Annotated in this window: 22 protein-coding genes; 8 read left to right on the plus strand and 14 right to left on the minus strand. The window is 68.0% G+C overall.

Features of this window, described 5'->3' with window-relative positions; genetic code table 11:
- Positions 1-14: 14 nt before the first annotated feature.
- Positions 15-797 carry a Rossmann-fold NAD(P)-binding domain-containing protein gene (locus tag ACYVII_RS10825; protein WP_460534775.1) on the minus strand — a complete coding sequence of 261 codons (783 nt, stop codon included), beginning with the start codon at positions 795-797 and terminating at the stop codon, positions 15-17.
- A 394-nt stretch (positions 798-1,191) separates the two neighbouring features.
- On the opposite strand from ACYVII_RS10825, the gene ACYVII_RS10830 reads away from it, so the two are divergent.
- Positions 1,192-1,536: a hypothetical protein gene (locus ACYVII_RS10830; protein ID WP_460534777.1), complete on the plus strand. Its 345-nt coding sequence runs from the start codon at positions 1,192-1,194 to the stop codon at positions 1,534-1,536.
- Here the strand turns inward: ACYVII_RS10830 and ACYVII_RS10835 are convergent.
- A complete protein-coding gene (locus ACYVII_RS10835) occupies positions 1,488-2,441 on the minus strand; it encodes a sigma-70 family RNA polymerase sigma factor (RefSeq protein ID WP_460534779.1) in 954 nt (317 codons plus the stop codon). The genes ACYVII_RS10830 and ACYVII_RS10835 overlap by 49 nt on opposite strands.
- Before the next feature lie 246 nt (positions 2,442-2,687).
- On the opposite strand from ACYVII_RS10835, the gene ACYVII_RS10840 reads away from it, so the two are divergent.
- The gene (locus ACYVII_RS10840) at positions 2,688-3,707 is read left to right on the plus strand and encodes a winged helix-turn-helix transcriptional regulator (RefSeq protein ID WP_460534781.1); all 1,020 of its coding nucleotides are present in this window, start codon (positions 2,688-2,690) and stop codon (positions 3,705-3,707) included.
- 132 nt (positions 3,708-3,839) lie between these two features.
- The gene (gene gdhA, locus ACYVII_RS10845; protein ID WP_460534784.1) at positions 3,840-5,189 is read left to right on the plus strand and encodes a glutamate dehydrogenase; all 1,350 of its coding nucleotides are present in this window, start codon (positions 3,840-3,842) and stop codon (positions 5,187-5,189) included.
- A gap of 238 nt (positions 5,190-5,427) precedes the next feature.
- Here the strand turns inward: gdhA and ACYVII_RS10850 are convergent, their stop codons facing one another.
- On the minus strand, positions 5,428-6,006 hold the full coding sequence (locus ACYVII_RS10850) for a hypothetical protein (RefSeq protein ID WP_460534786.1): 579 nt from the start codon (positions 6,004-6,006) through the stop codon (positions 5,428-5,430).
- A 170-nt stretch (positions 6,007-6,176) separates the two neighbouring features.
- Between ACYVII_RS10850 and moaA the strand changes: the two genes are divergently transcribed.
- The 3 genes from moaA to ACYVII_RS10865 all read left to right on the plus strand — a co-directional run bounded on the left by moaA (position 6,177) and on the right by ACYVII_RS10865 (position 10,541).
- Positions 6,177-7,265, plus strand: a complete 1,089-nt coding sequence (gene moaA / locus ACYVII_RS10855) for a GTP 3',8-cyclase MoaA (protein ID WP_460534788.1) — start codon at positions 6,177-6,179, stop codon at positions 7,263-7,265.
- Between the two features lie 73 nt (positions 7,266-7,338).
- Positions 7,339-8,208 (plus strand): formate dehydrogenase accessory sulfurtransferase FdhD, encoded by an 870-nt coding sequence (fdhD, locus tag ACYVII_RS10860; protein WP_460534790.1) that lies wholly within the window; start codon positions 7,339-7,341, stop codon positions 8,206-8,208.
- Complete coding sequence (locus ACYVII_RS10865) at positions 8,205-10,541, plus strand: FdhF/YdeP family oxidoreductase (RefSeq protein ID WP_460534792.1); 2,337 nt, start codon at positions 8,205-8,207, stop codon at positions 10,539-10,541. Before fdhD ends, ACYVII_RS10865 begins: the two co-directional genes overlap by 4 nt.
- 27 nt (positions 10,542-10,568) lie before the next feature.
- On the opposite strand, the gene ACYVII_RS10870 is transcribed toward ACYVII_RS10865, so the two are convergent.
- Positions 10,569-11,375 (minus strand): AraC family transcriptional regulator, encoded by an 807-nt coding sequence (locus ACYVII_RS10870; protein WP_460534794.1) that lies wholly within the window; start codon positions 11,373-11,375, stop codon positions 10,569-10,571.
- 66 nt (positions 11,376-11,441) lie between these two features.
- Between ACYVII_RS10870 and ACYVII_RS10875 the strand changes: the two genes are divergently transcribed.
- Both ACYVII_RS10875 and ACYVII_RS10880 read left to right on the plus strand, forming a co-directional pair.
- Positions 11,442-12,320, plus strand: coding sequence for an alpha/beta fold hydrolase (locus tag ACYVII_RS10875; protein WP_460534796.1), 879 nt, complete (start codon positions 11,442-11,444; stop codon positions 12,318-12,320).
- 54 nt (positions 12,321-12,374) lie between these two features.
- Positions 12,375-14,219, plus strand: coding sequence for an ABC-F family ATP-binding cassette domain-containing protein (locus tag ACYVII_RS10880; RefSeq protein ID WP_460534798.1), 1,845 nt, complete (start codon positions 12,375-12,377; stop codon positions 14,217-14,219).
- Here the strand turns inward: ACYVII_RS10880 and ACYVII_RS10885 are convergent.
- From ACYVII_RS10885 to ACYVII_RS10930, 10 genes are all read right to left on the minus strand, one after another.
- Entirely contained in the window at positions 14,209-15,429 is a 1,221-nt protein-coding gene (locus tag ACYVII_RS10885; RefSeq protein ID WP_460534800.1) for an MFS transporter, read from the minus strand. The two genes, ACYVII_RS10880 and ACYVII_RS10885, sit on opposite strands and share 11 nt — an antisense overlap.
- Positions 15,426-16,367 carry a 4-(cytidine 5'-diphospho)-2-C-methyl-D-erythritol kinase gene (locus tag ACYVII_RS10890; RefSeq protein ID WP_460534802.1) on the minus strand — a complete coding sequence of 314 codons (942 nt, stop codon included), beginning with the start codon at positions 16,365-16,367 and terminating at the stop codon, positions 15,426-15,428. The genes ACYVII_RS10885 and ACYVII_RS10890 overlap by 4 nt, the downstream gene beginning before the upstream one ends.
- Positions 16,368-16,376: 9 nt before the next feature.
- Positions 16,377-17,243: a ribosomal RNA small subunit methyltransferase A gene (gene rsmA, locus ACYVII_RS10895; protein WP_460534803.1), complete on the minus strand. Its 867-nt coding sequence runs from the start codon at positions 17,241-17,243 to the stop codon at positions 16,377-16,379.
- 7 nt (positions 17,244-17,250) lie between these two features.
- Positions 17,251-18,156 (minus strand): TatD family hydrolase, encoded by a 906-nt coding sequence (locus ACYVII_RS10900; protein WP_460534805.1) that lies wholly within the window; start codon positions 18,154-18,156, stop codon positions 17,251-17,253.
- Positions 18,157-18,161: 5 nt separating this feature from the next.
- Positions 18,162-19,754, minus strand: a complete 1,593-nt coding sequence (gene metG, locus ACYVII_RS10905; protein WP_460534807.1) for a methionine--tRNA ligase — start codon at positions 19,752-19,754, stop codon at positions 18,162-18,164.
- Between the two features lie 64 nt (positions 19,755-19,818).
- A complete protein-coding gene (locus ACYVII_RS10910; protein ID WP_460534809.1) occupies positions 19,819-21,075 on the minus strand; it encodes a kynureninase in 1,257 nt (418 codons plus the stop codon).
- The gene (locus tag ACYVII_RS10915) at positions 21,072-22,106 is read right to left on the minus strand and encodes an amidohydrolase family protein (RefSeq protein WP_460534811.1); all 1,035 of its coding nucleotides are present in this window, start codon (positions 22,104-22,106) and stop codon (positions 21,072-21,074) included. Before ACYVII_RS10915 ends, ACYVII_RS10910 begins: the two co-directional genes overlap by 4 nt.
- Positions 22,107-22,113: 7 nt before the next feature.
- Positions 22,114-22,962, minus strand: a complete 849-nt coding sequence (gene kynA, locus ACYVII_RS10920) for a tryptophan 2,3-dioxygenase (protein WP_460534813.1) — start codon at positions 22,960-22,962, stop codon at positions 22,114-22,116.
- A 160-nt stretch (positions 22,963-23,122) separates the two neighbouring features.
- Entirely contained in the window at positions 23,123-24,247 is a 1,125-nt protein-coding gene (locus ACYVII_RS10925; protein WP_460534815.1) for a DUF4232 domain-containing protein, read from the minus strand.
- Between the two features lie 120 nt (positions 24,248-24,367).
- A partial coding sequence (locus ACYVII_RS10930) for an HNH endonuclease signature motif containing protein (RefSeq protein WP_460534817.1) occupies positions 24,368-24,868 on the minus strand: 501 nt, incomplete at its 5' end.

A 24,868-nucleotide genomic window follows, 5' to 3' on the forward strand; every position in this document is an offset into this window, starting at 1 on the left:
TCGGCAGGCGACTCTTACGGCTGCTGGATGCGGTCTGTCAGCTCATCTGCACGAAGGTAGCGTCGCAGATTCTCGATGAAAACCGCGACGACCCGTTCGTTCTCCTGCAAGGACAGGTCTGCCTTGTGCGGGCTGATCAGCACATTCGACATCTGCCAGAGCGGACTGTCTGACCGAAGCGGTTCGGTCGTGAAGGCATCCAGGACCGCCGCTGCCGGCTGACCGTTCTCGAGTCCGTGGATGAGCGCTTGCTCGTCGATGACGCTCCCGCCACCGACATTGACCACGACGGTATCGGCGCGCATCCGGCTGATCTGTTCGGTGCCGATCATGCCGACGGTGTCCTCGGTCGATGGCAGCGCCACGACGACAGCATGAGCGGTCGGAAGTAGGTCGCCGAGGAACCGCGGCGGCCGGATCGTCTCCACCCCCGGCACCGTGCCACGCCCGGTGCGGTTCACGCCGGCCACGTGCATCCCGAACGCGCGGCCCAGCCGGGCGACCTCGGTGCCGATCGCGCCCAATCCGATGACCAGCAGAGTGCTACCGGAGAGTTCGGCCATCGGAAAGGGGTCCCAACGTCGGTCCCGCGCGTCGGCGATCAGCCGGGGAAGCCGCTTGGCGAAGGCGAGGATGCCGAACAACGCGAACTCGGCCAGCGGCCCGGCGTGGATACCGCTCACGCCGGTGATCTGCACCCGGTCGAGCTCCTCCCCGGTCAGCCCGGCGCCGTGCACCTGCTCGTTCGCGTCGCCTCCGGTGGCCTGCACCCACCGCAAGCCGGTGTTCGCCCGCACGAGCTCGACAAGTCCTTGCGCGGAGTCCCTGGCACCCCCAGCACGACCTCCGCGTCCGCCAGCAGTCGCTGCCAGCTGACCTCCTGTTCGGTGGTGCGCTGGAATCCTTCGACTCCGCGGTGGTCCCCCGGAAACCGGGCGGGAGGCAGAAGTTCCGGTTCGTAGCGCACCTGAAGCCTGTCATCGACGGCTGCGATGCGCGCCGCGAGGTCCGGTTCCAACGGCGTGGTGACGGCCACGATAATGCTTCGATCCGGGGTGCTCATCTCTTCACCATTTCCGCTCTCCACCATTTCCGCCCCGCGTGTGACGCCTGCCCAGCCAGCAGCACGACCCGCAGATTCGCGAGTTCCCGTTGGGGTTCGGATGGTGCCCGGCTGAGCATGCTGCCAGTGTGCGCCACCCCTTCTCGCTCGACAAGGAAAGCGGATGGGCCGAGGAAGAAGCCGATGCGATCGTCGGTTCGATCGCCCCGACCCTGTACGGGGCGATGATCGGCAACAGTACCGGCCGTGGACCACTCGCCGCCGGCTACTACCTCGGTGCCTGCATCATGATCGTCGGCGGGATCATCGCACTGATCTTCGGCGTCAACACCGAACGCCAATTGTTGGAGACCATCACCGCCCCTCTCCGCAGTGTCGTCGGGCAAACAGGGCAGCGCGAGCGGCTTAACCGCCGCCCGCGATCTCAGCGGAACGCCTGGAGGTCCGGCGACCGCAGCCGCTGCAAGGCTTGAAGCTCGAGCTGCCTGGCGCGCTGCTTCGACACGCCGAGCTTTGCGCCGATGTCGCCGTGGGTCATCGGGTCGCGTCCGTCGAGCCCGAAACGCATGCGCACGATCGCGCCCTCGCGATCCGGCAGTGCTCGCACGTGCGCGCGCACGGCCTCTCGTGTGATCTCCGCGTCGACGAGCTCTGAAACGGAAGGTGTCGTGTCATCGACGATCAGATCACCGAACTCCGTGTCCGCGTCCGTGCCGATCGGGATATCGAGCGAGATCGGCTCTCGACCCGTCGCCGTCAGGCGGTGCACCTCCTCGACGGCCATCGCTGCCGCCTCGGCCAATTCGTCATCGTCCGGTTCTCGTCCGAACTCGACAGCGAACTCCCTCGCCAGCGCACGGAGCCGGTTGACCTTCTCCATGGTGTGCACGGGGATGCGGATCGTGCGGGCGTCTGTGGCCAGGCTCTGCCAGATCGCTTGACGAATCCACCAGGTGGCATAGGTCGAGAACTTGTAGCCGCGGGTGTAGTCGAACATCTTCACGGCGCGATCCAGGCCGAGGTTCCCGTTCTGGATGAGGTCCATCAGCGCCAACCCACGCCCGATGTACCGCTTGGCGATGCTGACAACGAGCTTGAGGTTGCAGCACACGAAACGCTCATACGCGAGGCGCCCGTCGCTCACGAAGTACTCGAACTCCGCCGCGGTCGCCACGGCCCTGCCGTTCGCGCTTTCCGGGTCCGCGGCGATGTTCACCTTGAGATCGGCGAGCCGATCGGCGGCGATCAGTCCGAGCTCGATGCGGATCGCGAGGTCGACCTCGCCGTGTGCCGTCAAGGTCGGGATCGGCCCGATCCGCCCGAGATAGTCGCGCACGGCATCCGTCACCATTCGCGATGACCTTGTCACGGGTGTCATTTCCGTCCTCCAGACACGGCACACTTCGTCGGGCATCAAGCACCGGACGATTCGCGCTCCAGGGTCTGGGGAGGACGATCACTGAACGTACTCTTCCGAGTGTCCGCCTGTCGTCACGTCGGTGCAATCCCCGTGGTAGCCCCGCCGCGACAGGAACGACGACGACCCCGATCGGCCCGACGCACCGACGGTTACGCCACTACTATGGATTCCATAGCTGTTCATGTCTCACCAACGGGAGCACACATGCCAGACGTGCCCGCGTGCCCCGCGTTCCACGATGCCGTCGAACTGATCGGACGACGGTGGAACGGGCTGATTCTGCACGAGCTCTTCGACGGCCCGCGCAGGTTCTCGGAGTTGCGCACCGGCATCCCGGAAATCACCGACGCCATGCCGTCTCTTCGACTCAAAGAACTGGAGACGGCGCGCATCGTCGTGCGGGAGGTCTCGGCGGATCATCCTGTTCGGGTGCGCTATACCCTCAACCGCGTGGGATGCCGCCTGGCACCCGTGCTCGAGTCGATCGCACGCTGGGGCGAGGAGTGGGCGGCGATGCGCACGGAGGCGGCGAGTGCGGGCATCCGCAGCATCAGTATCCTCGGTGCCGGAAGACTCGGCACGGTGCTGGCCAGGCTCGCGGTGGCCGCGGGGTATGACGTGCTCATCGCCGGCTCCGGCGATGCGTCGAAGATCGCCCTCATCGTCGACGTTCTCGTGCCGGGAGCCGGTGCGGTGAGCGCGGCGGAGGCGGCGGAACGAGCGGATGCCGTCATCCTCGCCCTGCCGCTGGGCAAGCACGAGACGCTGCCGACCGACGCGCTGCGCGGCAAGCTCGTCATCGACGCCATGAACTACTGGTGGGAGGTGGACGGCATCCGCGACGACCTCAACGATCCGCTCACGTCGACCAGCGAGATCGTGCAGCGGTTCCTGCCGGAATCACGAGTGGTCAAGGCGTTCAACCACGTGGGCTACCACGACCTGGAGGAAGAGACGCGTCCGAAGGGCGCCGAGGGGCGCAAGGCCATCGCGGTCGCAGGAGATCGCGACGAGGACGTCGCCGCTGTTGTCGGGATCGTCGACGCGCTGGGGTTCGACGCCGTCGTGGCCGGGCCGCTCGCCGAGGGCATCCGCATGGAGCCGAACACCGAGCTCTTCGGAGCGGATGTCGACGCCGAGCAGGTGCGCTACCTGCTGTCGACGTTCCCCGAATCGGCCAGAGGGCGCGTGGTCGCCAGGGCAAGGGCGGAGCGGGCCGCGTAGTCTGCGCACCGGTCAACCTGAGCGTCCTCTCAGGCGGCGGTAGGCTGTCGGGGTCGCCGCGACGTCGTCCCCGCGTCGGGCGCGCTCGCCCGCGTCGGCCGTTCCACGCTCCCACCTTGATTGGAGACCTCCGTGCCCGAACTCGACCCGAACCTGCTGACGGTCTTCGACGAGGTCGTGCGCCGCAATCCTGGAGAACGCGAGTTCCACCAGGCGGTGCGTGAGGTGCTCGAGAGTCTCGGGCCGGTGGTGGCGAAGCATTCGGAGTACGCGGACGCCGAGGTCATCCGGCGCCTGTGCGAGCCGGAGCGGCAGATCATCTTCCGCGTGCCGTGGACCGACGACGCCGGGCACGTGCAGCTGAACCGCGGTTTCCGGGTCGAGTTCAACTCGGCGCTCGGGCCGTACAAGGGCGGACTGCGCTTCCACCCGAGCGTGTACCTGGGCATCGTGAAATTCCTCGGCTTCGAGCAGATCTTCAAGAACTCGCTCACCGGTCTGCCGATCGGCGGCGGAAAGGGCGGCAGCGACTTCGACCCGAAAGGCAAGTCCGACGCCGAGGTGATGCGGTTCTGCCAGTCGTTCATGACGGAGCTGTACCGCCACATCGGCGAGCACACCGATGTTCCGGCCGGCGACATCGGCGTCGGGGGCCGTGAGCTCGGCTACCTGTTCGGCCAGTACAAGCGCATCACGAACAGGTACGAGTCCGGCACGCTGACCGGCAAGGGCCTGACCTGGGGCGGGTCCCAGGTGCGCACGGAGGCGACCGGCTACGGTGCCGTGTTCTTCGTCGACGAGATGTTGAAGGCATCCGGAGACTCCTTCGAGGGCAAGCGGGTCGTCGTTTCCGGATCCGGCAACGTGGCGATCTACGCCATCGAGAAGGTGCACGAACTCGGCGGCACCGCGATCGCCTGCTCGGACTCCGACGGCTACATCGTCGACGAGGCCGGAATCGACCTCGACCTGCTCAAGGAGATCAAGAACGGCCACCGGGGCAGGGTGAGCGAGTACGCGCAGCGGCGCGGAGCATCCGTTCACCACGTGCAGGGCGGCTCGATCTGGGACGTCGCCTGCGACATCGCACTCCCTTGCGCCACGCAGAACGAACTCGATGGGCCCGCCGCGGCGCGCCTGATCGTCGGGGGCTGCCGCATCGTGGCGGAGGGCGCCAACATGCCAACGACGCCGGATGCCATCCGCTTGCTGCGCGACGCCGGCGTCGCCTTCGCACCGGGCAAGGCCGCCAACGCGGGAGGAGTCGCCACGAGCGCGCTCGAGATGCAGCAGAACGCCTCGCGGGACTCGTGGACGTTCGAATACACCGAGGAGCGACTCGCCGAGATCATGCGATCCATCCACGACCGGTGTCTGGCGACCGCCGACGAGTACGGAGCCCCGGGCAACTACGTGGTGGGGGCGAACATCGCCGGCTTCACCCAGGTGGCCGACGCGATGCTCGCCCTCGGACTCATCTGAGCCTATTGCGCGCCGGTCCCCGCCCGGCGCGCCGCAGTCGGCTACTCGAGATGGTTGCGTTCGGCGCCGTCGTGGCCGCCGCTTCGTAGAGCGGGTCGCCGATCCGGCATCTGCCCGCAATGTGGCACGCCGCCGTCGTCGGCACGAGGGGAATGTGTGCCGACGGCGGACGGTGGCCTTGCCGGACTGCCCGTTCGGGTTGACCGGATTCGGGTGACCGAGTCGGATGGGCGTGTATTCAGTTGACGAGGTGCCAGCCGAGGGAGAAATCGAGCGCCACGGAGATCATCAGGTACATCAGCCACAGCCCCGTGACGAGGTGCCAGAAGCCCAGCGCCCTCTCCCCCCACTTGCGGCCGAGCGCGGCGAAGAAATCCGACGCGTAGATCAGGGCCAGTCCGACGAACAGCAGACCCACCGCCCAGTCTCCGGCCGCAAAGAACACGATGAGGCCGGTGACCGAGATGATGAAGAACGCCACACACATGCCGGCGTTAGGCCGGGGATCGGCGCCGCGGTAGCGGTTGAAGCCGATCGCGAACCAGTGGATTCCATATGCGGAGAACGCGAGCGCGGCCATGTACAGCGGCGGGCCCTTGAACACCTGGAACCAGGTCAGCCCGACGAACAGGATGATGCCGGTGACCAGCTGACAGAACCCGGGCAACCAGATGCCCCAGACCCCTGTCGCTCCGTCGACCGACTGGTCGCGCTTGGGCCATCCGAACAGCTCCTGTGGTCCGTAGATCAGGTAGCCGGTGCCGAGGCCGAAGAATCCGAGTGCCAGAGGTGGGAACATCGACACTGCGAAATGCATGGTGAACCTTCTTCTACTCAGTTCCCCTCCATCTCATAGTGACCCTGTTCCCAGACAACTTCAAGGGACTGCCGCATGCGGCGGCACGACTACCCTCGAAGCGAGGGAATCGCCCATGGCAGGGCGTTCCCGACCCGGCATCACGACCACTCGAGTCGAAGGAGCACGCCGTGACGAACACGCTTCATCGCGACGGCGAACCGCGTGCCCTCCGTCTCCCCTCGACCGGGCTCCCGGCCGATCGTCTCGGCCGTCCGCTCACCGATCTGCGCGTCTCGGTCACCGATCGGTGCAACTTCCGCTGCGTGTATTGCATGCCGCGCGAGATCTTCGGCCGCGACTACGTGTTCATGCCCCGGGCGGAGCTGCTCACGTTCGAGGAGATCGTGCGGGTGGCGCGGATCGGGACCGAACTCGGCGTGCGCAAGGTGCGTCTCACCGGAGGCGAGCCTCTGCTGCGCCGCGGCATCGAGGAACTCATCGGGATGCTCGCCGTGCTGCGCACGACGGAGGGTTCCCCGCTCGACATCGCGATGACGACGAACGGCTCCGCATTGGCGGTGAAGGCGCAGTCGCTCAAGGATGCCGGCCTGCACCGGGTGACCGTCTCGCTCGACTCGCTCGACGACGCCACGTTCCGGCGGATGAACGACGTGGACTTCCCGCTCGAGCGCGTGCTGCACGGCCTCGAGGCGGCGCACGAGGTCGGGCTCGGCCCGATCAAGGTCAACATGGTCGTCAAGCGCGGTCAGAACGACGACGACGTGCTGCCGATGGCCGAGCACTTCCGGGGGACCGGATACGTGCTGCGCTTCATCGAGTACATGGACGTCGGTGCGACGAACGGCTGGCGGCTCGACGAGGTGGTGCCCTCGCGCGAGATCGTCGAACGCATCGGCGCCGTGCATCCGATCGAACCCGTGGCCCCGGCCGCTCCCGGGGAGACCGCGGCGCGCTGGCGCTACCTCGACGGTTCGGGAGAATTCGGCGTGATCTCGTCGGTGACGCAGCCGTTCTGCGGCACCTGCAACCGGGCACGCATCTCGGCCGACGGGCGCCTCTACACCTGCCTGTTCGCCAGCGAGGGCACGGATCTGCGAGCCCTGCTGCGAAGCGGCGCGGGCGACGGCGAACTGAAGTCTGCGCTCACCGGCCTCTGGTCGAACCGCGACGACCGGTACTCGCAACTGCGGTCATCCGCCACACCGGACATCGCCTCGCACGGCCGCAAGGTCGAGATGTCGTACATCGGCGGCTGACGACCTCCAGGAGCGGCCGGTGAGCGCCGCCGGCCGTGTTGCGATCGCGGGGCCACCGGCGTATTCCTGAAATATGGGCAGAGTCACGACCCGACGGAGAGTCGCCCGGCTGACACTCGGCGCCGGCATCACGAGGCGCGAGGACACCCTCGTCGTCGAGGAACCACTCGAGATCCGTGTCGGCGGACGCTCGCTCGCCGTGACGATGCGCACGCCGGGGCACGATGTGGAACTCGCCGCAGGGTTTCTCGTCTCCGAAGGCGTCATCAGCGGTGGCGAGCAGTTCGCCTCCGCGAGGTTCTGCGCGGGCGACGCCGGCGTCGACAACACCTACAACGTGCTCGACGTGACGCTCGCACCCGGTGTCGCGCCGCCGGCACCCGAGCTGGCTAGAGCGTTCTTCACGACGAGCTCGTGCGGGCTGTGCGGCAAGGCGAGCATCGACGCGGTGCGCACGACATCCGCCTTCCGGGTGCAGGATGACCCGCTCCGCGTCTCAGCGGAGACGCTCGCGGAGCTGCCTGACCGGCTTCGTGCAGCCCAGGACGTGTTCGAGAAGACCGGCGGCCTGCACGCCGCAGGGCTGTACCGGGTCGCCGACGACGAGCTGCTCGTGGTGCGTGAGGACGTGGGCAGGCACAACGCCGTCGACAAGGTCGTCGGCTGGGCGCTCACACACGACCTACTGCCGCTGACCGGAACTGTGCTCATGGTCTCTGGCCGGGCGAGCTTCGAGTTGACGCAGAAGGCGCTCATGGCGGGCATCCCGATGCTGGCTGCCGTGTCGGCTCCGTCGTCGCTCGCCGTCGAGCTCGCGATCGAGACGGGCATGAGCGTTGTCGGATTCCTGCGCGGGGAATCCATGGTGGTGTACGCCGGGACCCAGCGGGTCGTGCCGGCGCAGGAGAGAAGGCCGGCGCAGACGGAAGGAAGTGCGGCATGACGATCCACGAGGCCCCCAGCGAGCACAAGACGGCGCATCAGGACGAGCACCTCAGCGAGCGCAAGGTCGACGACTCGGAGCACCTGGAGATCTCGCATCCCAAGCACTGGGCGGCGGGCATCCCCGGCATCATGCACTCGGTCGGGCCGGCCGTCCGTGAGATGGGTCCGTCGCGCGCGGCGAAGCTGCTGACGTCGATGAACCACAAGGACGGCTTCGACTGCATGAGCTGCGCGTGGCCCGACCCCTCGCACCGCAAGATCGCCGAGTTCTGCGAGAACGGCGCGAAGGCGGTCACCTGGGAGGCGACGCCGGTAACGGTTCCCACCTCGTTCTGGGCCGAGCATCCGATTCCAGTGCTGCTGCAGAAGTCGGAGTACTGGCTGGGCATGCAGGGGCGACTGGTCGAGCCCGTCTACAAGGCCGCGGACAGCGACCGCTACGTGCCCGTCGGCTGGGACGAGGCGTTCCGCATCATCGCCGACAAGCTGAACTCGCTCGACTCCCCCGACCAGGCCGCGTTCTACACCAGCGGGCGCACGTCGAATGAGGCTGCGTTCGCGTACCAGTTGTTCGCGCGCGCGTACGGCACCAACAACCTCCCCGACTGCTCGAACATGTGCCACGAATCCACCGGTGCCGCGCTCGGCGAGGTGATCGGCGTCGGAAAGTGCACCGTGACGTACGACGACTTCGCCAAGGCGGACCTGATCGTGATCATGGGGCAGAACCCGGGAACGAACCATCCCCGGATGCTCACCGCCCTCGAGGAGGCGAAGGAGGCGGGAGCGAAGATCGTCGCCGTGAACCCCCTGCCGGAGGCGGGGCTGATGCGGTACAAGAACCCGCAGAAGGTGAGCGGTTGGATCGGCGAGGGCACCGGGCTGGCGGACGACTTCTTGCAGATCAGGCTGAGCGGCGACCAGGCGCTCGCGCAGGCCGTGGCGAAGCGCGTGATCGAGGCGGAGGATGCCGCCCCCGGCGCCGTGCTCGACCACGACTTCATCGACCGCTACTGCCAGGGATACGACGAGTACGCCGCGAGCCTGCGGTCGCTTGACGAGGCAGAGGTGCTCAAGGCGACCGGTCTCACGAGCGCAGAGATCGACAAGCTCGCCGATCGGTACATGAAGGCCGACCGGGTGATCATCACCTGGGCGATGGGACTCACGCAGCACAAGCGCGCCGTCGCGACGATCAAAGACATCATGAACCTGCTGTTCCTGCGCGGGAACATCGGCAAGCCCGGCGCCGGAGCATCCCCGATCCGCGGGCACAGCAACGTGCAGGGCGACCGCACGATGGGCATCTGGGAGAAGATGCCGCCCGCGTTCCTCGACAAGCTGCAGAACGAGTTCCACTTCGACCCGCCGCGCGAGAACGGAGTCGACAGCGTCGACGGCATCCGCGCGCTCGGCGAAGGACGCATCAAGGTCTGGTTCGCGCTCGGCGGCAACCTCGTCGCCGCGATCTCCGACACGGATGCCGCCGAGTCGGCTGTGCAGAAGGCGGAGCTGACCGTGCAGGTGTCGACGAAGCTCAACCGGTCGCACGCCGTCGTGGGACGCGAGGCGATCATCCTGCCCACCATGGGGCGAACCGAGATCGACATGCAGGCATCCGGCGAGCAGTTCGTCTCTGTCGAGGACACCGTGTGCGCCGTGCATCCGTCGTGGGGCAAGGTCGATCCGGTGTCGCCGAACCTGCTGTCGGAGATCTCGATCATCACGCGGCTGGCCAGGGCAACGCTCGGCGACAAGGTGGAGGTCGACTGGGGCGGGTTCGAGGCCGACTACGACCGGATCCGCGATCACATCGCCAACGTCTGCTCCGGATGCGACGACTACAACGTCAAGATCCGGCAGGAGGGCGGATTCGTGCTGCCGCACGGTCCGCGCGACTCGCGCACGTTCCCCACCGACACCGGCAAGGCCAAGTTCACGCTGAACGAGTTGCAGTACGTTCAGTGCCCGCCGGGGCGCCTGCTGCTGCAGACGGTGAGGGCGCACGACCAGTTCAACACGACGATCTACAGCCTGAACGACAGGTACCGGGGTGTGAAGAAGGGTCGCGACGTGGTGTTCGTGAACCCGCTCGACATCGCCGAGCTGGGCTTGCAGGACGGGCAGCGGGTGGACGTGCACAGCGAGTACGACGACGGCGTCGACCGGGTGATCCGCGGGTTCCGGCTCGTGTCGTACCCCACCGCCAGAGGATGCGCCGCCGCGTACTTCCCGGAGGCGAACCCGCTCGTTCCGCTGGATGCGACGGCGGAGGTGAGCAACACTCCCGCGTCGAAATCGGTGGTGGTGCGCATCGAGCGGGCGGCGTAGCGTCGGGCGCTACCGCCCGGGCCACCCCTAGGCGACGTCATCCACGGCCAGGAACGGCTCGCCGCCGACCGTGGATGGGGTCAGGCCGGTGAACGCGGCGACGTCCCGGTGAAGGTGCGACTGATCGCTGAAGCCGGCCTCCGCGGCCACTGTCGCCGGTGCCTGCCCGACGGCGAGCCGGTGAACGGCATGGTCGAAACGAACGAGCTTGGCCGCGCTCTTCGGGGTCAGCCCGACCTGCGATCGGAAGCGGGCCCACAGCTGTCTGCGACTCCATCCGAGCTCTGTCGCGAGTCGATCGACTCGCACAGAGCCGTGTGACTCCGCGATCTGCTCCCACGCCCACGCGACCTCGGGCGTCGTGGCGACGCCGGTCGAGACTCGTTCCCCGAGCCAACGTTCCACCAGAGCGAATCGGGACTCCCAATCACGGAGATCACCGAGCCGATACGTGAGCCGCTCGGCGTCTCGACCCCACAAGTCGTCGAGTTGCACGGCGCCGTCGAGCGCGCCGACCGCATCGCCGATCACGGCCCTGGCGACGGCGGGTGACAACCGAATCTGCAGGCAACTGAACGATTCCAGTTGCCGTGCCCGGAGCACCCGGCCGTACCCGGGTGCCAGCACGAAGCTGCCGCGCAGCCGCCCGCCTGCAGGGTCGTCCACGGCGAGCGCGCCTCCGAAGACCAGGATCAGGGTCACGGCCGGATGCGGGATGAGCCGCAACTGCGGAGGCGTGATCCCGCGGTCGGTGAATCCTGCCGCCTGCACACCGGCAAGCCGGATCGGGCGCGACGGGGAGCTGACATCCCACAGCAATCCGTCGCCGGCCATGCCCGCCATGGTAGGCTCGGAACATTCGTACAAGCCAGGGCGCACGTGCTCAGCGACGCTGGCAGCATGACTGAATACCCCTCGAATCCCTCCGAGACCGCCGTCGCCGGTGGCTCCGGCCTTCACTCGCTGTCGGCAGACGATCGCGTTCTCACCGTCGACGGAATCGACTTCGCTGTCTATCAGGACGGCCCGCCCGATGCCGATCCCCTGCTTCTCCTTCATGGCACCGCCGCATCGGCGCGATCGTGGGAGCCGTTGCTTCCGCTGCTGGTTCCGGCTCATCGAGTCATCCGCATCGACCTTCCCGGCTGCGGGCGTTCGACACTGCCGCACGGCGCGAGCTACGACGTATCGGTCGTGGCCCGGCGCGTAGGCGGCGTCCTCGACCAACTCGGTGCCGGCGCGACCACGGTCGTCGGTCACTCCAGCGGCGGTGTCTTCGCGACCGGGCTGGCAGAACAGCGGCCGGACCTGGTGTCGGCCCTCGCGCTGATCGACACCGGGCCGCACATGCGTGCCTACATCGCCGAGGAAGTCGACCTTCGCGGCGCATCCTGGACCGAACTGACCGACGACCAGCTCCGGCAGGCGATGCGGGATGGCTTCCATGCCGGCTTCGCGATTCCGAAGGACTATGTCGACCAGTTCCGCGAACTCGACTTCGGGGTCTTCGGCGCGGTCTCCGTCTCCATCCGCGGCTATCTCGCCGAGCGATCGCTGCCCGACCGGCTGGTCCCGATCGGCAAGCCACTGCTGGTGATCTTCGGCGAGCAGGACGTTCGATGGGACCCGGCGTCGGCACAGGACTACCGGATCGTCCCCGGCGCGCAGATCGAGTTGATGAACGGCCTCGGGCATTCGCCGAACCTCGAGGACCCTCAGCGCGTCGCCTCATCGCTGTCGTCGTTCCTGACAGGTCAGCTGCCGAGCGTGGGCAGCTGAGCCACAGGCGCCGGGCGTCACCCGTCGGATGCCTCGCCTACCCTTGAAGGCGACATGGCGCATCTTCTCGGGGCCGAGGCCCTGCATCTCGAGTTCCCCACCAAGGTCGTCTTCGGCTCCGTCTCGCTCGGCGTGGACGAGGGCGACCGCATCGGCATCGTCGGCCGCAACGGCGACGGCAAGTCGTCGCTGCTGGCGATGCTTTCCGGCCGTCTGCAGCCCGACAGCGGGCGGGTGACGGTGCGCGGAGGCATCCGCATCGGGGTGCTCGATCAGGCCGACGTGCTCGAGGACGCGCAGACCGTCGCACGCGTCGTCGTCGGCGACACGCCGGAGCACGAGTGGGCAGGCGATGCGCGCGTGCGCGACGTGATCGCGGGACTGCTGCGGGACATCCAGTGGGATGCCGCCATCGGCTCCCTGAGCGGAGGCCAGCGTCGACGCGTCGCCCTTGCTGCATTGCTCACGGGCGACTGGGATGTGCTCGCGCTCGACGAGCCCACGAACCACCTCGACGTCGAGGCGATCACCTGGCTCGCCGAGCACCTGAAGCGGCGGTGGCCGGCCAGCGCCGGCGGTCTGCTCGTCGTCACGCACGACCGCTGGTTCCTCGACGAGGTCGCCACGGCGACGTGGGAGGTGCACGACCGCCTCGTCGAGCCGTTCGAGGGCGGATACGCGGCCTACATCTTGCAGCGGGTCGAGCGCGACCGGATGGCCGCGGCATCCGAGGCGAAGCGGCAGAATCTGGCGCGCAAGGAACTCGCCTGGTTGCGCCGCGGCGCACCCGCCCGCACGTCGAAGCCGAAGTTCCGCATCGACGCGGCGAACACGCTGATCGAGGATGTGCCGCCGATCCGCGACTCGGTCTCGCTGAAGGCTCTCGCCGTGGCGAGGCTCGGCAAGGAGGTCGTGGACCTCGTGGATGCCTCGGTGTCGTATCCGGCACGAGAAGCGGCCGACGCGGGCGACCGTGAGGTGCTGCACGGCGTGGAGTGGCGCATCGCACCCGGCGAGCGCACCGGCATCCTCGGGGTCAACGGTGCGGGCAAGTCGACGCTGCTCGGCCTGATCTCAGGCACGGTCGAGCCGACGAGCGGCCGTGTCAAGCGCGGCAAGACCGTCAAGGTCGCCTCGCTCACGCAGCGCATGGACGAGCTCGACCAGCACCTCGACGACCCGGTGCGCGTCGTGCTCGGCAGGCTGCGCACCACGTACACGATCGGCAGCGGATCCAAGGCGCAGGAGCTCACGCCGGGACAGATGCTCGAGCGGCTGGGCTTCTCCTCCGCTCAGCTGTCCACGCCGGTGAAGGACCTCTCCGGTGGCCAGAAGCGGCGGTTGCAGCTGCTGCTCATCCTGCTCGACGCCCCGAACGTGCTCATCCTCGACGAGCCGACCAACGACCTCGACACCGACATGCTCGCCGCGATCGAGGACCTGCTCGACTCATGGCCAGGAACGCTGCTCGTCGTCTCGCACGACAGGTACTTCATCGAGCGCGTGACCGACCAGCAGTACGCCATTCTCGACCACCGGCTGCGGCACCTGCCGGGTGGAGTGGACGAATACCTGCGGTTGCGGTCGCTTGAGGAGCGGCGTGATGCCGGTGCTGGCGCAGGTTCCGCCAGTTCGGGCGGCGCGGTTTCGGCAAGCTCGACCGGCGGGAGCAGCCTGACCGGCGCTGCGCTGCGCGATGCGCAGAAGGAAGTGGCGTCGATCGAGCGGCGGCTCGGCAAGCTGACCCAGCGCATCGACGCCGAACGCACCGCGCTCGCCGATCACGACCAGTCCGACTACACGGGCCTGGCGGCGAAGACGGATGCCATCGCCGAGCTCGAGCAGGAAGCGGAAGCCCTCGAGACCCGCTGGTTCGAGCTCACGGAGGCTATCGGTTGAGCAACCGCCTCCGCAGTGCGTAGGCGCCGGCCAGCAGAGCGGCGAGCACCGCGAGCCCTGCAACCAGGCCGACCGTCGCACCCCAGCCGGCGGCCGCGAAGACGAAGCCGCCCAACCAGCCGACGATGCTCGACCCGAGGTAGTAGAAGAGGTTGTACAGCGACGCCGCCTGCGCTCTGCCGACCGTCGCTCGGCTGCCCACCCATCCGGAGGCGATGGCGTGCGCCGCGAAGAATCCGGCGGTGAAGATCACGAGGCCGACGATCCCCCATGGGAGCGAACCGGCCAGCGTGATAAGCACACCCGCCACCATGACGGTAACGGATGCCAGCAGCACAGCGGTGCGTCCGAAGCGACGTGCCGCCCCACCGGCCTGCCGCGAGGAATACGTGCCGGCGAGGTAGGCGAGGAACAACAGCGAGACCTCGAACGGATTCAGTTCGAACGGCGGCCGCTCCAGCCGGAAGGCCAGGTAGTTGTAGACCGTGACGAAGCCGCCCATCAGAAGGAACGCCTGCGCGAACAGCACGAGCATGCCGGGCGAGCGAAGATTCGCAAACGAAGCCTTGACCACCCACGCGATCGTCGCCCTCGACCGCCGGCCGCCGCGCGGCTGCGGCGTGACCAGCATGAAGCCGACGGTCGCCGCCGAACACAGCAGGATGACCACACCGACACCGACCCGCCAGCCGGACAACGCGGCGAACGGAGCGGCGAGGATCCGTCCTACTAGGCCACCCACCGTCGTGCCAGACACGTAGGTCGCGGCGGCGACCACTGTGTGTACCGCCCGCAACTCCTCGTGCAGGTACGTGATCGCCAGTGCGGGGACGCCGCCGAGCGCGAGCCCCTGCAATACGCGGAGCACCAGGATGCCTCCGAACCCTGGAAAGACGGCGCCGCCTGCTCCTAGAAGCACGGCCGCGATCAGCGCGATGCGCATCGAGGGCAGGCATCCGATCCGGGTGGCCAGCCACGACCACGGCAGCACTCCGACGGCGAGACCTATCGTCGCTGCGGAGATCAGCAGTGCGGACTGCGCGGCCGTGACGTTCAGGTCGCGCGCGACGAGCGGAAGTATTCCCTGTGGGGAATACAACTGGGCGAAGGTCGCGACGCCCGCGAATCCGAGGGCAATCAGGATGCGGCGGTACTCGGGAGTGCCACGATAATGACCGCGCCAGGCGATCTCAGCAGAGCCCGCGCTCATCCTCCGAGCGGCATCACTCGGGCACCGTGTACCGGCGCTGAGACGCGCACGGCCCGCAGCTGGCCGGCACTCAGCGCGATCTGCAGATCGATCGCCGACTCGCGATCCTCGGCGAGGAACGCGACCGTGGGCCCCGACCCGGAAACCAGTCCGGCCAGCGCGCCGTTGTTCTCTCCGAGTTCCAGCACATCGGCGAGCTCATCGGAGAGGTGGATCGCCGGTGCCTGCAGGTCGTTGGCAAGGTTCTCGGCGAGCAGCGCCGGATCCCCCGCTCGCAGCGCCTGCAACAGCTCCATGCTCACCGACGGATGCTCCGCCACCGGCCCGAGCTCGCCCGCGTGCCGTTCGCGATGCGCATCCAGCTCACGGTAGACGGCGGGAGTGGAGAGCTCGCCGCGCGGCAGCACGAGCACCCAGTCGAACCGGCCCTGCGTGAGCACGGGGCTCAGTTCGTCGCCGCGGCCCAACCCGATCGCCGTGCCGCCGGCGAGCGCGAACGGCACGTCGGCGCCGAGCTGAGCCGCCAGCTCGTGCAGCTGCTCGCGCGGAAGCCCGGCGTTCCAGAGCGTGTCGCACGCGACCAGCGTTGCGGCGGCATCCGCCGACCCGCCGCCCATGCCGCCGGCGATGGGAACGTTCTTCTCGATCTCGATGCGCACACCGGTGCGCACACCTGCCGCGTCGGCCACGAGCTGCGCGGCCTGCACGGCGATGTTGCGTTCGTCGGTGGGCAACCCCGAGCAGTCGGTCGGACCGCTGAAGTTCAGGGTGATGTCGTCGGCCGCCCAGACCCGCACATCCTCGTAGAGCGAGACCGCCTGGTAGACGGTCGCTACCTCGTGATACCCGTCGTCGCCGGCAACTCCGACCCCGAGGTAGAGGTTCACCTTGCCAGGGGCGCGAGCGTGCACAGGCAGACCCAGGCTGGCGGACGTCATGGTTCCAACCTACGGTGTCGGTCCGCCGACGCGCGCCAGGGCCACGAACTGGTCGGCCGTCAACTCCTCACCGCGCGCCGTCGGGGCCAGGCCGGCCGCCTCCAACACGGCTGATGCTGCCGCCGAGTCCCCGAACACGCCGGAGAGCGACTGCCGCAGCATCTTGCGGCGCTGGCCGAACGCGGCATCCACGATGGCGAACATCCGCCGCCTCAACGCCTCGTCTCCCGGGTGCTCGTGCCGTTCGAACGCGACGAGGATCGAGTCCACGTTGGGCACCGGCCAGAACACCTGCCGGGAAACCTGCCCTGCCGTGCGCCACGAGCCGTACCACGCGGCCTTCACGCTGGGTGATCCGTACACCTTCGAACCGGGCTGGGCGGCCAGCCTCTGTCCCACCTCGGCCTGCACCATCACCACGCCGGACTGCAGCGTCGGCACGATCTGCAGAAGATGCAGCAGCACGGGCACCGACACGTTGTATGGCAGGTTCGCCACGAGTCGTACCGGCGGGGCGTGCAGAGCGCTCACGGCCATTGCGTCGAGCGCGAGAGCATCCTGATGCACGACGTCGAGCCGATCGGATGCCTCAGGTGCGAGCTGCTCGACCGTCACCGGAAGCTGCCGGGCCAGCCTTCCGTCGATCTCGACGGCGACGACGGATGCCCGCGCCTCCAGCAGCCCCAGGGTCAGCGACCCGAGCCCCGGTCCCACCTCGATCACGACGTCGTCCGGCTGCACGTCGGCGACGCGCACGATGCGTCGCACGGTGTTGGCGTCGATCACGAAGTTCTGCCCGAGCTTCTTCGTGGGCGTGACGTCGAGCAGCTCGGCGAGGTCGCGGATCTCCGCCGGCCCTAGGAGTTGCATGGCCATTGCCGGTTCACGCGATGATCCCGATCGGCGTCGTGGGCGGTGCCGCGACCGGTTCCGAGTCCCACTTGCCGTAGACCAGTTCCGTGTTCGAGACGAGCTGCGCCGCCAGCAGCGACACGTCGGTGCTGGTCACTGCCGCCATTCCGCGTACGGTGTGCGGAATGAGATAGGGCGCGTTCGGACGGCCGCGGAACGGCGACGGCGTGAGGTAGGGCGCATCCGTCTCCACCAAGAGCAGGGATCGCGGCGCGATCTCCAGCGCGTCGCGCAGGTTCTGCGCGTTCTTGAAGGTCACCGTTCCCGCGAACGACATATACCAGCCGTTGTCGGCGCAGACCTCGGCCAGCCCGGCGTCGCCGGAGAAGCAGTGGAAGACGACGCGTTCTGGCGCCCCGACCCGCTTCAGAGTCGCGATCACGTCGTCGTGCGCGTCCCGGTCGTGGATCTGCAGGGCCAGGTCGTGCCGCTTCGCCATCTCGATATGCGCCTCGAACGACCGGAACTGCGCGGCGCGACCGTTCTCATCCGTTCGGAAGAAGTCGAGACCCGTCTCACCGATCGCCCGCACCCGTGGACGCGAGGCAAGCGAGTCGATCACGGCCAGGGCGTCGTCGAGCTCGCCGGCGGCATCCAGCTCGGGCGCATCGTTCGGGTGGATGGCCACCGCCGCCAGCATGCGCGGCTCGACCGCGGCGGTCTCCGCCGCCCAGATCGACGACGCGACATCTGTTCCCACCTGCACGACGCCGCGCACCCCGACGGACGACGCACGGTCCAGGTGCTCGCGGTAGTCCAGCGCGTGCCCGTCTGCGATGCGGCCTGGCCGGGCCGACGGATCGATGTGCGTGTGGTTGTCGTACACCGGCACCACGAGCGGTGTCGGCAGCGGCGGATACGTCGGATCGCTGGGCATGACCGCTACGCGACCACTGCCTGCTCGATGCGCGGGAACAACGCTTCCAAGGCGGAGACGCGGATGCCTGCGGGCAGCTGCCCCCACCTTCCCGCGTCGCGAAGCGGTTGCGCGGTGACGTCGCCGAGCGCATCCTGCGCACCGAGCGCCCGCCACAGCGTGCCCGTCGCCTTCGGCACCACGGGCGACAGCAGCACGGCGAGCGCGCGCAGCCCCTCCGCCGCCGTGTAGAGCACGGTCTGCAGGCGCTCGCGGTTCGCGTCGTCCTTCGCCAGCGACCACGGCTCCTGCTCGGTGATGTAACCGTTCAGCTCGTCCACGATCGTCCACACCGCGGCGAGCGCGTCGTGGATCGCGAAACGCGAGATGGCGGCATCCGCGTTCGCGGCGGCATCCGCGACCGTGCGCTGGATCAGACGGTCGGCATCCGTCGTGGCACTCTCCACCGCAGCCGGCACCTCGCCGCCGAAGTAGCGCAGCAGCATGGCGATCACGCGCGAGGCGAGGTTGCCGAAACCATTGGCGAGCTCGGACTGGTAGCGGGCCGAGAGGTCTTCCCAGCTGAACGAGCCGTCCTGACCGAAGCTGATGGCTCGCATGAAGTAGTAGCGGAAGGCATCCGACCCGAACGTGTCGGTGATCTGCGACGGCGCGATGCCGGTCAGCTTGGACTTCGACATCTTCTCGCCGCCCACGAGCAGCCAGCCGTGGCCGAACACCTTGTGCGGCACCTCGAGTCCCGCGGCAATGAGCATGGCCGGCCAGATCACGGCGTGGAACCGGGCGATGTCCTTGCCGACGAGGTGGTAGGCCGGCCAGCGCCGGTCGAACAGCTCCTGATCGGTGCCGTAACCGACGGCCGTCGTGTAGTTGAGGAGTGCGTCGAACCAGACGTAGACGACGTGCGACGGATCCCACGGCACCTTGATGCCCCAGTCGAAGCTGGAGCGCGAGATGGAGAGGTCGCTGAGCCCCTGCCGAACGAACTGCACGATCTCGTTGCGAACGCTCTCGGGCTGCACGAAGTCGGGGCGCGACTCGTAGAGGTCGAGCAGTTGCTGAGCGAACGCGCTCATGCGGAAGAAGTAGTTCTTCTCCTTGAGGATCTCGATCGGCCGGGAGTGGATCTTGCACACCAGCTGACCCTGGTACTCGCCGCTGAGCGGTTCGTCGAGCTCGTCGCGCTGCTTGTACTCCTCGCAGCCGACGCAGTAGTAGCCCTCGTATTCGCCGGCGTAGATGTGTCCGTCGTCGTGCAGCTTCTGCAGGAACCGGGTCACGGCCTCCTCGTGCCGCTCGTCGGTGGTGCGGATGAAGTCGTCGTTGGCGATGTCCACGGTCTCCAGCAGCGGCTTCCACGCGGATGCCACGAGCCGGTCGGCCCACTCCCGCGGCTCGAGCCCGTTCGCGGTCGCGGTGCGCAAGATCTTCTGCCCGTGCTCGTCGGTGCCGGTCAGCAGCCAGGTGTCGTCGCCGGCCTGACGGTGCCAGCGGGCCAGAACATCCGCAGCGACCTCGGTGTAGGCGTGCCCGATGTGAGGGACATCATTCACGTAGAAAATGGGCGTGGTGATGTAGAACGAGGCGCCGTCGGACATGCGTTCCATCCTAAATGGAGCGGATGCCACGCTCCGGCCGCGTTACGGGCAACAGCTCCCCTCGTCAGCGCAGCGCGGGCGGCAACAACTCTGCGCGCAGGGCATCCCGTACCGCGACCATGCCGTTGTAGGTCTCCTCGAAGGATGTCGACAACGGCGACAGCCCGATGCGCAGGCCGCCCGGATCGCGGTAGTCCGGGATCACCCCTCGCTCCCACAGTGCGGCGGTGACCTGTCGCATCGCCGGATGCTGCACCGTCACGTGGCCTCCGCGTCGTGCACCGTCCCGCGGTGACGCGAGCGCCGCACCGAGCGGCACCAGCCACTCGTCGATCAACTGGATCGCGAAGTCGGTCAGCGCGAGCGACTTGGCACGGATCGCCTCGATTCCCTTGTCCCCGATCATCTCCAGCGTGTCCTGCATCGCGAGCATGCCGACGATCGGCGGGGTTCCGCTGAGAAAGCGGCGCATGCCGGCGGCGGGAGCGTACTCGGGGCCCATGGTGAAGACATCCGCCGAGCCCATCCAGCCGTGGATCGGCTGCTGCAGCACCCGCTGCAGGTCGTCGCGCACGTACGCGAACGCGGGAGAGCCAGGGCCGCCGTTCAAGTATTTGTAGGTGCAGCCGACGGCGAGGTCGACCTCCCAGGCATCGAGCTCGATCGGCACGGATCCGGCCGAATGGCACAGGTCCCAGAGCACGAGCGCTCCCGCGTCGTGTGCGATGCGAGTGATGCGCCGGGCATCTGCGAGGTACCCGGAGCGGTAGGCGACGTGGCTGAGCACGACGAGCGCGGTCTGCTCCCCCACGACGGCGGCGACCTGCTCCGGGGAGACGCCGGATGCCGGGTCCGCCTCGATCCAGCGCAGCGTGAGTCCGCGCTCTGCCGCGATCCCGTCGAGAACGTATCTGTCGGTCGGGAAGTTGTCGGTATCGAGCACGATCTCGGTGCGACTTCCCGAGCTACGCGGAGCATCCACCGCGGCCCTGGCCAGCTTGTACAGCAGCACGGTCGTCGAGTCGCCGATCACGGTCTGGCCGGGTGCCGCGCCCAGCGCCACGCTGCCGATGCGGTCGCCGATCGCGAACGGCAGCTCCATCCACTCCTCGTCCCAGCCCCGGATGAGCCGGCCGGCCCAATCCTGGGTGAGGAACCGCTGGATGCGTTCGACGCTCGCCGTGGTCGGCCGTCCGAGCGAGTTTCCGTCGAAGTAGGCGACAAGGCCGTCCGATGGCACGAACCTGGACCGGAAGTGCGCGAGGCCGTCACTTCGGTCGGCCCTCCTGGCGTAAGCGAGGAACGGGTCGGGGGCGCTCATTGCAGGGTCTCCTCCAGGTAGTCGATCGTCGTGGCGCGCGCGGTCGCCAGCCAGTGCGCCGTCTCCATCGGGCTCTCCGGCGGGGTGCCCGGCACCCAGGCGAATCGCGGACCGATCGCATCCGCGTGCGTCGCGCCCGCGATGCCTGCAACCAGGGCGTCGCGCTCCAGTGCCGCTTCGGCGAGCGCTTCCAGCTCCCTCGAGTTCACGCCGAGCGGCAGTGGACCGTTTCCGAGGTCGGTGCCGTACAACACACGCACGCCGGCGGCCGCGAGGTGCCGCACGTTATGGAGCGCAGTCTCGAAGGCTGGCGTGCGGTCGCCCCAGCCGTGGATGTCGAGGGTCGAGATGACCGCGGTGCCTGCGCGGGACATCCGCGCGATGAGCGCCGGCTCGAGCCGTTCGGTGAACGGGGCATGCGCGATCACGTTGACGCCGGCATCCAGCGCGCGCTCCGTCATGCGCTCGCCCTCGACGTGCGCTGCAACCGGCACGCCTTCCGCTCGCGCGGCCGTGACGATGGCGACGAGCAGCTCCGACGTCGGCACCGGGCCGGTGTCGCTGTTGAGAGCGACCTTGATGACGGATGCCCCGGCAGCCGCCTGCGTGCGTACCGCCGCCTCAGCCTCGTCGGGGTCGCGCAGCTCGACGACGGCCGGGTCGGGCGCCCAGTCGCGGCCCTTCGGATACCCGCCGGGGCAGGTGAGGAAGGCGCCGGCGATGTGGATGTCGGGCAGCGTGGATCCGGGGAACGCCGCGTCTCTGCGCAGTCGCCCGGTCAGTGCCGGGTCTCCTCCGAGGTCGACGACGTGCGTGATGCCGCCGGCGAGCAGCGGTTCGGGATCGACGAGCGTCAGGTGCACGTGGTGGTCGGTGAGGCGAGGGAAGAGCGTGCCGGGCACCTCGATGTCGGCACGGGCATCCGGCCCGACCGGTTGCAGAAGACCGTCGAGCAGTGCGTACGCGGTGCGCCCGCGGAACGATCCGGTCCACGCCGCGTCGAACGCGACGATCTGGCCCTCTTCTAGCATCGGCCGCTCACGCCGGTGCTCCAATCTGCGTGCGCACGGCGTACAGCTCGGGGAAGAAGGCGATGTCGAGCGCCTTCTGCAGGAAGGGAACGCCGCTGGATCCGCCTGTTCCGGTCTTCATGCCGATGGTGCGCTGCACGGTCTTCAGGTGCCGGAACCGCCACAGCTGGAAGTTCTCCTCCAGGTCGACCAGCTCCTCGCATGCCTCGTACTCCGACCAGTGCTCTTCGGCGTGATCGTAGATATCGCGGATCACCGGCATGAGCTCCTCGTTCATGCGGTACGCCTGCGTCACATCGCGCTCCAGAGCGGATACGGGCACCTCGAAGCCTGCTCTGGCCAGGTAGCGCAGGAACTCGTCGTACAAAGTCGGCTCGTGAAGGATGCCCGACAACAGCTCGTGCGCGGCTGCATCGTTCTCGAACACCCGCAGCATGCGGGCGTCCTTGTTGCCGAGCGTGAACTCGACGGCCCGGTACTGCCAGGACTGGAATCCTGACGAGTTGCCCAGGAAGCCGCGGAACTGCGCGTACTCGGTGGGTGTCAGGGTGGCGAGCACCGACCACTGGTCCGTCAACGTGCGCTGAATATGCTTCACCCTGGCGATGCGCTTCAGCGCCGGTTGCAACTCGTTCTCGCGCAGCAGCCTGCAGGCATCCGTCAGCTCGTGCAGCACGAGCTTGAACCAGAGCTCCGTCGTCTGATGCTGCACGATGAACAGCAACTCGTCGTGATGCTCCGGAGTGCTCACCGGATGCTGCGCCGACAACAGCTGCTCGAGCCCGAGATACGACGAGTAGCTCATGCGGCGGCTGAAGTCGGTGACGATGCCCTCTTCGTAGCGGTCTGCGGTCATCACGCCTCCTCGCGTCCGCTCCATTGTCGCGTGGCGGTCGCGGCGGGGTCGAATCGTCCGCACGCTGCTGGCGCGCAGGGATCCTGCTCACCCGCTCCGACGAGGCGGGCACGGTCGTGCGCTCCCTTGTGCAACATCGAGCTACTCGCGGCCGTACGGCTCAGTGGCCGATTCCGGACTCCCACGCGGTGATCGACACGCTGCTGCCGTCGGTGATGTCCGTCTGGGTGTCGAGCGCCGACCGGATCGCGCCCGCGTAGGGAGCGACGAGTATCGAGTTCGCGGTGTCGCCCTGCGTGCCTGCTCCCCATGACAGCGTCGCCTTTGCGGTCGTTCCGGGGCCGAGTGTCACGGCGTGCGGCCCGGGATCCTGTGCCAGGTACGAGCTGCCGTGCACGACCGGCACATTCAGCTCGCCGCCGTTCGAGGAGGCGAACGCGATGTCGGGGTAACCGTCGACGACGCACGAGGTGCCGGACCTGTTCACCAGCACCAGCGTGATGGCGCGGTGGCCCAACGCGCCCTGCGTGCCCGAAGCGCTGATGCTGATATCGGCATCCGTGCACCAGCCAGCGGCCGGCGCAACGGGCGTAGGCGCCACGCGAGACGGAGGTTGAGGGCGCGGCGTCGGGCTCGGGGTGACGGGGTGATACACGGGCGACAGCCCTTGCGCGGCGCGGTCCTGGCGCGTCGACGCCGGCAGGCCGCTGACGATGACGACGGATGCCGCGACCGCCATGACGACGGCTGTGACGCTCGTCCACACTGCGACCCTGCGGCCGATCGGATTGCCGAAGTTGGCCAGCACGAGTGCGGGGAGCCATCCCCAGACCAGCCCGACGATCGCACTGGCCAGAAACTCGGGCAGATGCTCGCGGAAGACCCATTGCAGGCCGAGAGGCTCCTGCTCGGCCTCGGCCAGCACGGCCGCGAGATCCCACACCCCAGCTGTCACCACGCCCGCGACGGCACCCACGAACCAGGCGATGATCACTCTCATCAGCCGAGTCGCCGAGGACCAGTTGCGCATCCTGGCGGCCAGGGTGTAGCCGCAGGCAAGCAACGTACCGAACAACACCGCACCGAGAACTGGCAGCACGGTTCCCCACGGCGCTCCGCGCTGCCAGATTCCCATCGGCAGAGTCGGAACCACGACCACGCGGATGAGCGGAGCCAGGCGAACCGACGACAGGGCGGCCGAAGCGCTGCCCAGCCCCAGGAGGACCCAGCACACGGCTCCGACGAGCGCACTCCCGATGATGACGAGGCTTCCCCTGCTGCGCACCGACCCAGGCTATAGGGCGTCGTGTACTGGCCTGTCTTCCCAGAGCACGCCGCGAGTACGCGATTGTGCATGCGCTGGCTCTCAGCGGCTGCAGCCGAAGCGTCACTACGGCCGTGCCGTTTAGAAGGGTGGTGGGTCGCTGTCGTATCCGGTGGGGGTGCGGACGCGGATGCCGCCGTCGGGTTTCGGGTCCAACCGGATCCCGGTCACCGTCTTCAACCGGTGCAGCCGGGGTTTCAGCGGTGCCAGGTTGGTCACGTTGGTGGGTCCGCCGTGTTGTCGTTCGATGACGTGGTCGATCTCGGCACCAGTGGTAACCCCGACCGGGAGGTAGGGGGCGGCGTCCTCATCCAGCCCGTACCTCAAGGTGAGCCAGGTCCGCTGATCCGGGGTTGGACGGTACCGTTTCGTGTCCAGGTTCAACTGTGCCGGCCGGATCGGGTCCGCCAGCACTTTCCGGAATGAGGGTGCGTCCCGTAACGCTTTCGCTGCGGCACTGGGCGGGATCGGACCGTAGCCCAGGAGCTCGGCGAACCGGCCGTCCGCATCGATCAACACGAACGGTTGGACACCGGTCTTCACCGGTGCGACACCCGTTGCGTCGCCGTCGTCGCCGCAGGT

This window comes from Humibacter ginsengiterrae (assembly GCF_054780115.1).

What these genes read in the sequence shown, in the direction of transcription:
- ACYVII_RS10835 (WP_460534779.1), bottom strand. Translation starts at nt 2,441, where the DNA reads ATGACACCCGTGACAAGGTCATCGCGAATGGTGACGGATGCCGTGCGC.
- ACYVII_RS10840 (WP_460534781.1), top strand. Translation starts at nt 2,688, where the DNA reads ATGCCAGACGTGCCCGCGTGCCCCGCGTTCCACGATGCCGTCGAACTG.
- ACYVII_RS10850 (WP_460534786.1), bottom strand. Translation starts at nt 6,006, where the DNA reads ATGCATTTCGCAGTGTCGATGTTCCCACCTCTGGCACTCGGATTCTTC.
- fdhD (WP_460534790.1), top strand. Translation starts at nt 7,339, where the DNA reads ATGGGCAGAGTCACGACCCGACGGAGAGTCGCCCGGCTGACACTCGGC.
- ACYVII_RS10865 (WP_460534792.1), top strand. Translation starts at nt 8,205, where the DNA reads ATGACGATCCACGAGGCCCCCAGCGAGCACAAGACGGCGCATCAGGAC.
- ACYVII_RS10870 (WP_460534794.1), bottom strand. Translation starts at nt 11,375, where the DNA reads ATGGCCGGCGACGGATTGCTGTGGGATGTCAGCTCCCCGTCGCGCCCG.
- ACYVII_RS10875 (WP_460534796.1), top strand. Translation starts at nt 11,442, where the DNA reads ATGACTGAATACCCCTCGAATCCCTCCGAGACCGCCGTCGCCGGTGGC.
- ACYVII_RS10880 (WP_460534798.1), top strand. Translation starts at nt 12,375, where the DNA reads ATGGCGCATCTTCTCGGGGCCGAGGCCCTGCATCTCGAGTTCCCCACC.
- ACYVII_RS10885 (WP_460534800.1), bottom strand. Translation starts at nt 15,429, where the DNA reads ATGAGCGCGGGCTCTGCTGAGATCGCCTGGCGCGGTCATTATCGTGGC.
- ACYVII_RS10890 (WP_460534802.1), bottom strand. Translation starts at nt 16,367, where the DNA reads ATGACGTCCGCCAGCCTGGGTCTGCCTGTGCACGCTCGCGCCCCTGGC.
- rsmA (WP_460534803.1), bottom strand. Translation starts at nt 17,243, where the DNA reads ATGGCCATGCAACTCCTAGGGCCGGCGGAGATCCGCGACCTCGCCGAG.
- ACYVII_RS10900 (WP_460534805.1), bottom strand. Translation starts at nt 18,156, where the DNA reads ATGCCCAGCGATCCGACGTATCCGCCGCTGCCGACACCGCTCGTGGTG.
- metG (WP_460534807.1), bottom strand. Translation starts at nt 19,754, where the DNA reads ATGTCCGACGGCGCCTCGTTCTACATCACCACGCCCATTTTCTACGTG.
- ACYVII_RS10910 (WP_460534809.1), bottom strand. Translation starts at nt 21,075, where the DNA reads ATGAGCGCCCCCGACCCGTTCCTCGCTTACGCCAGGAGGGCCGACCGA.
- ACYVII_RS10915 (WP_460534811.1), bottom strand. Translation starts at nt 22,106, where the DNA reads ATGCTAGAAGAGGGCCAGATCGTCGCGTTCGACGCGGCGTGGACCGGA.
- kynA (WP_460534813.1), bottom strand. Translation starts at nt 22,962, where the DNA reads ATGACCGCAGACCGCTACGAAGAGGGCATCGTCACCGACTTCAGCCGC.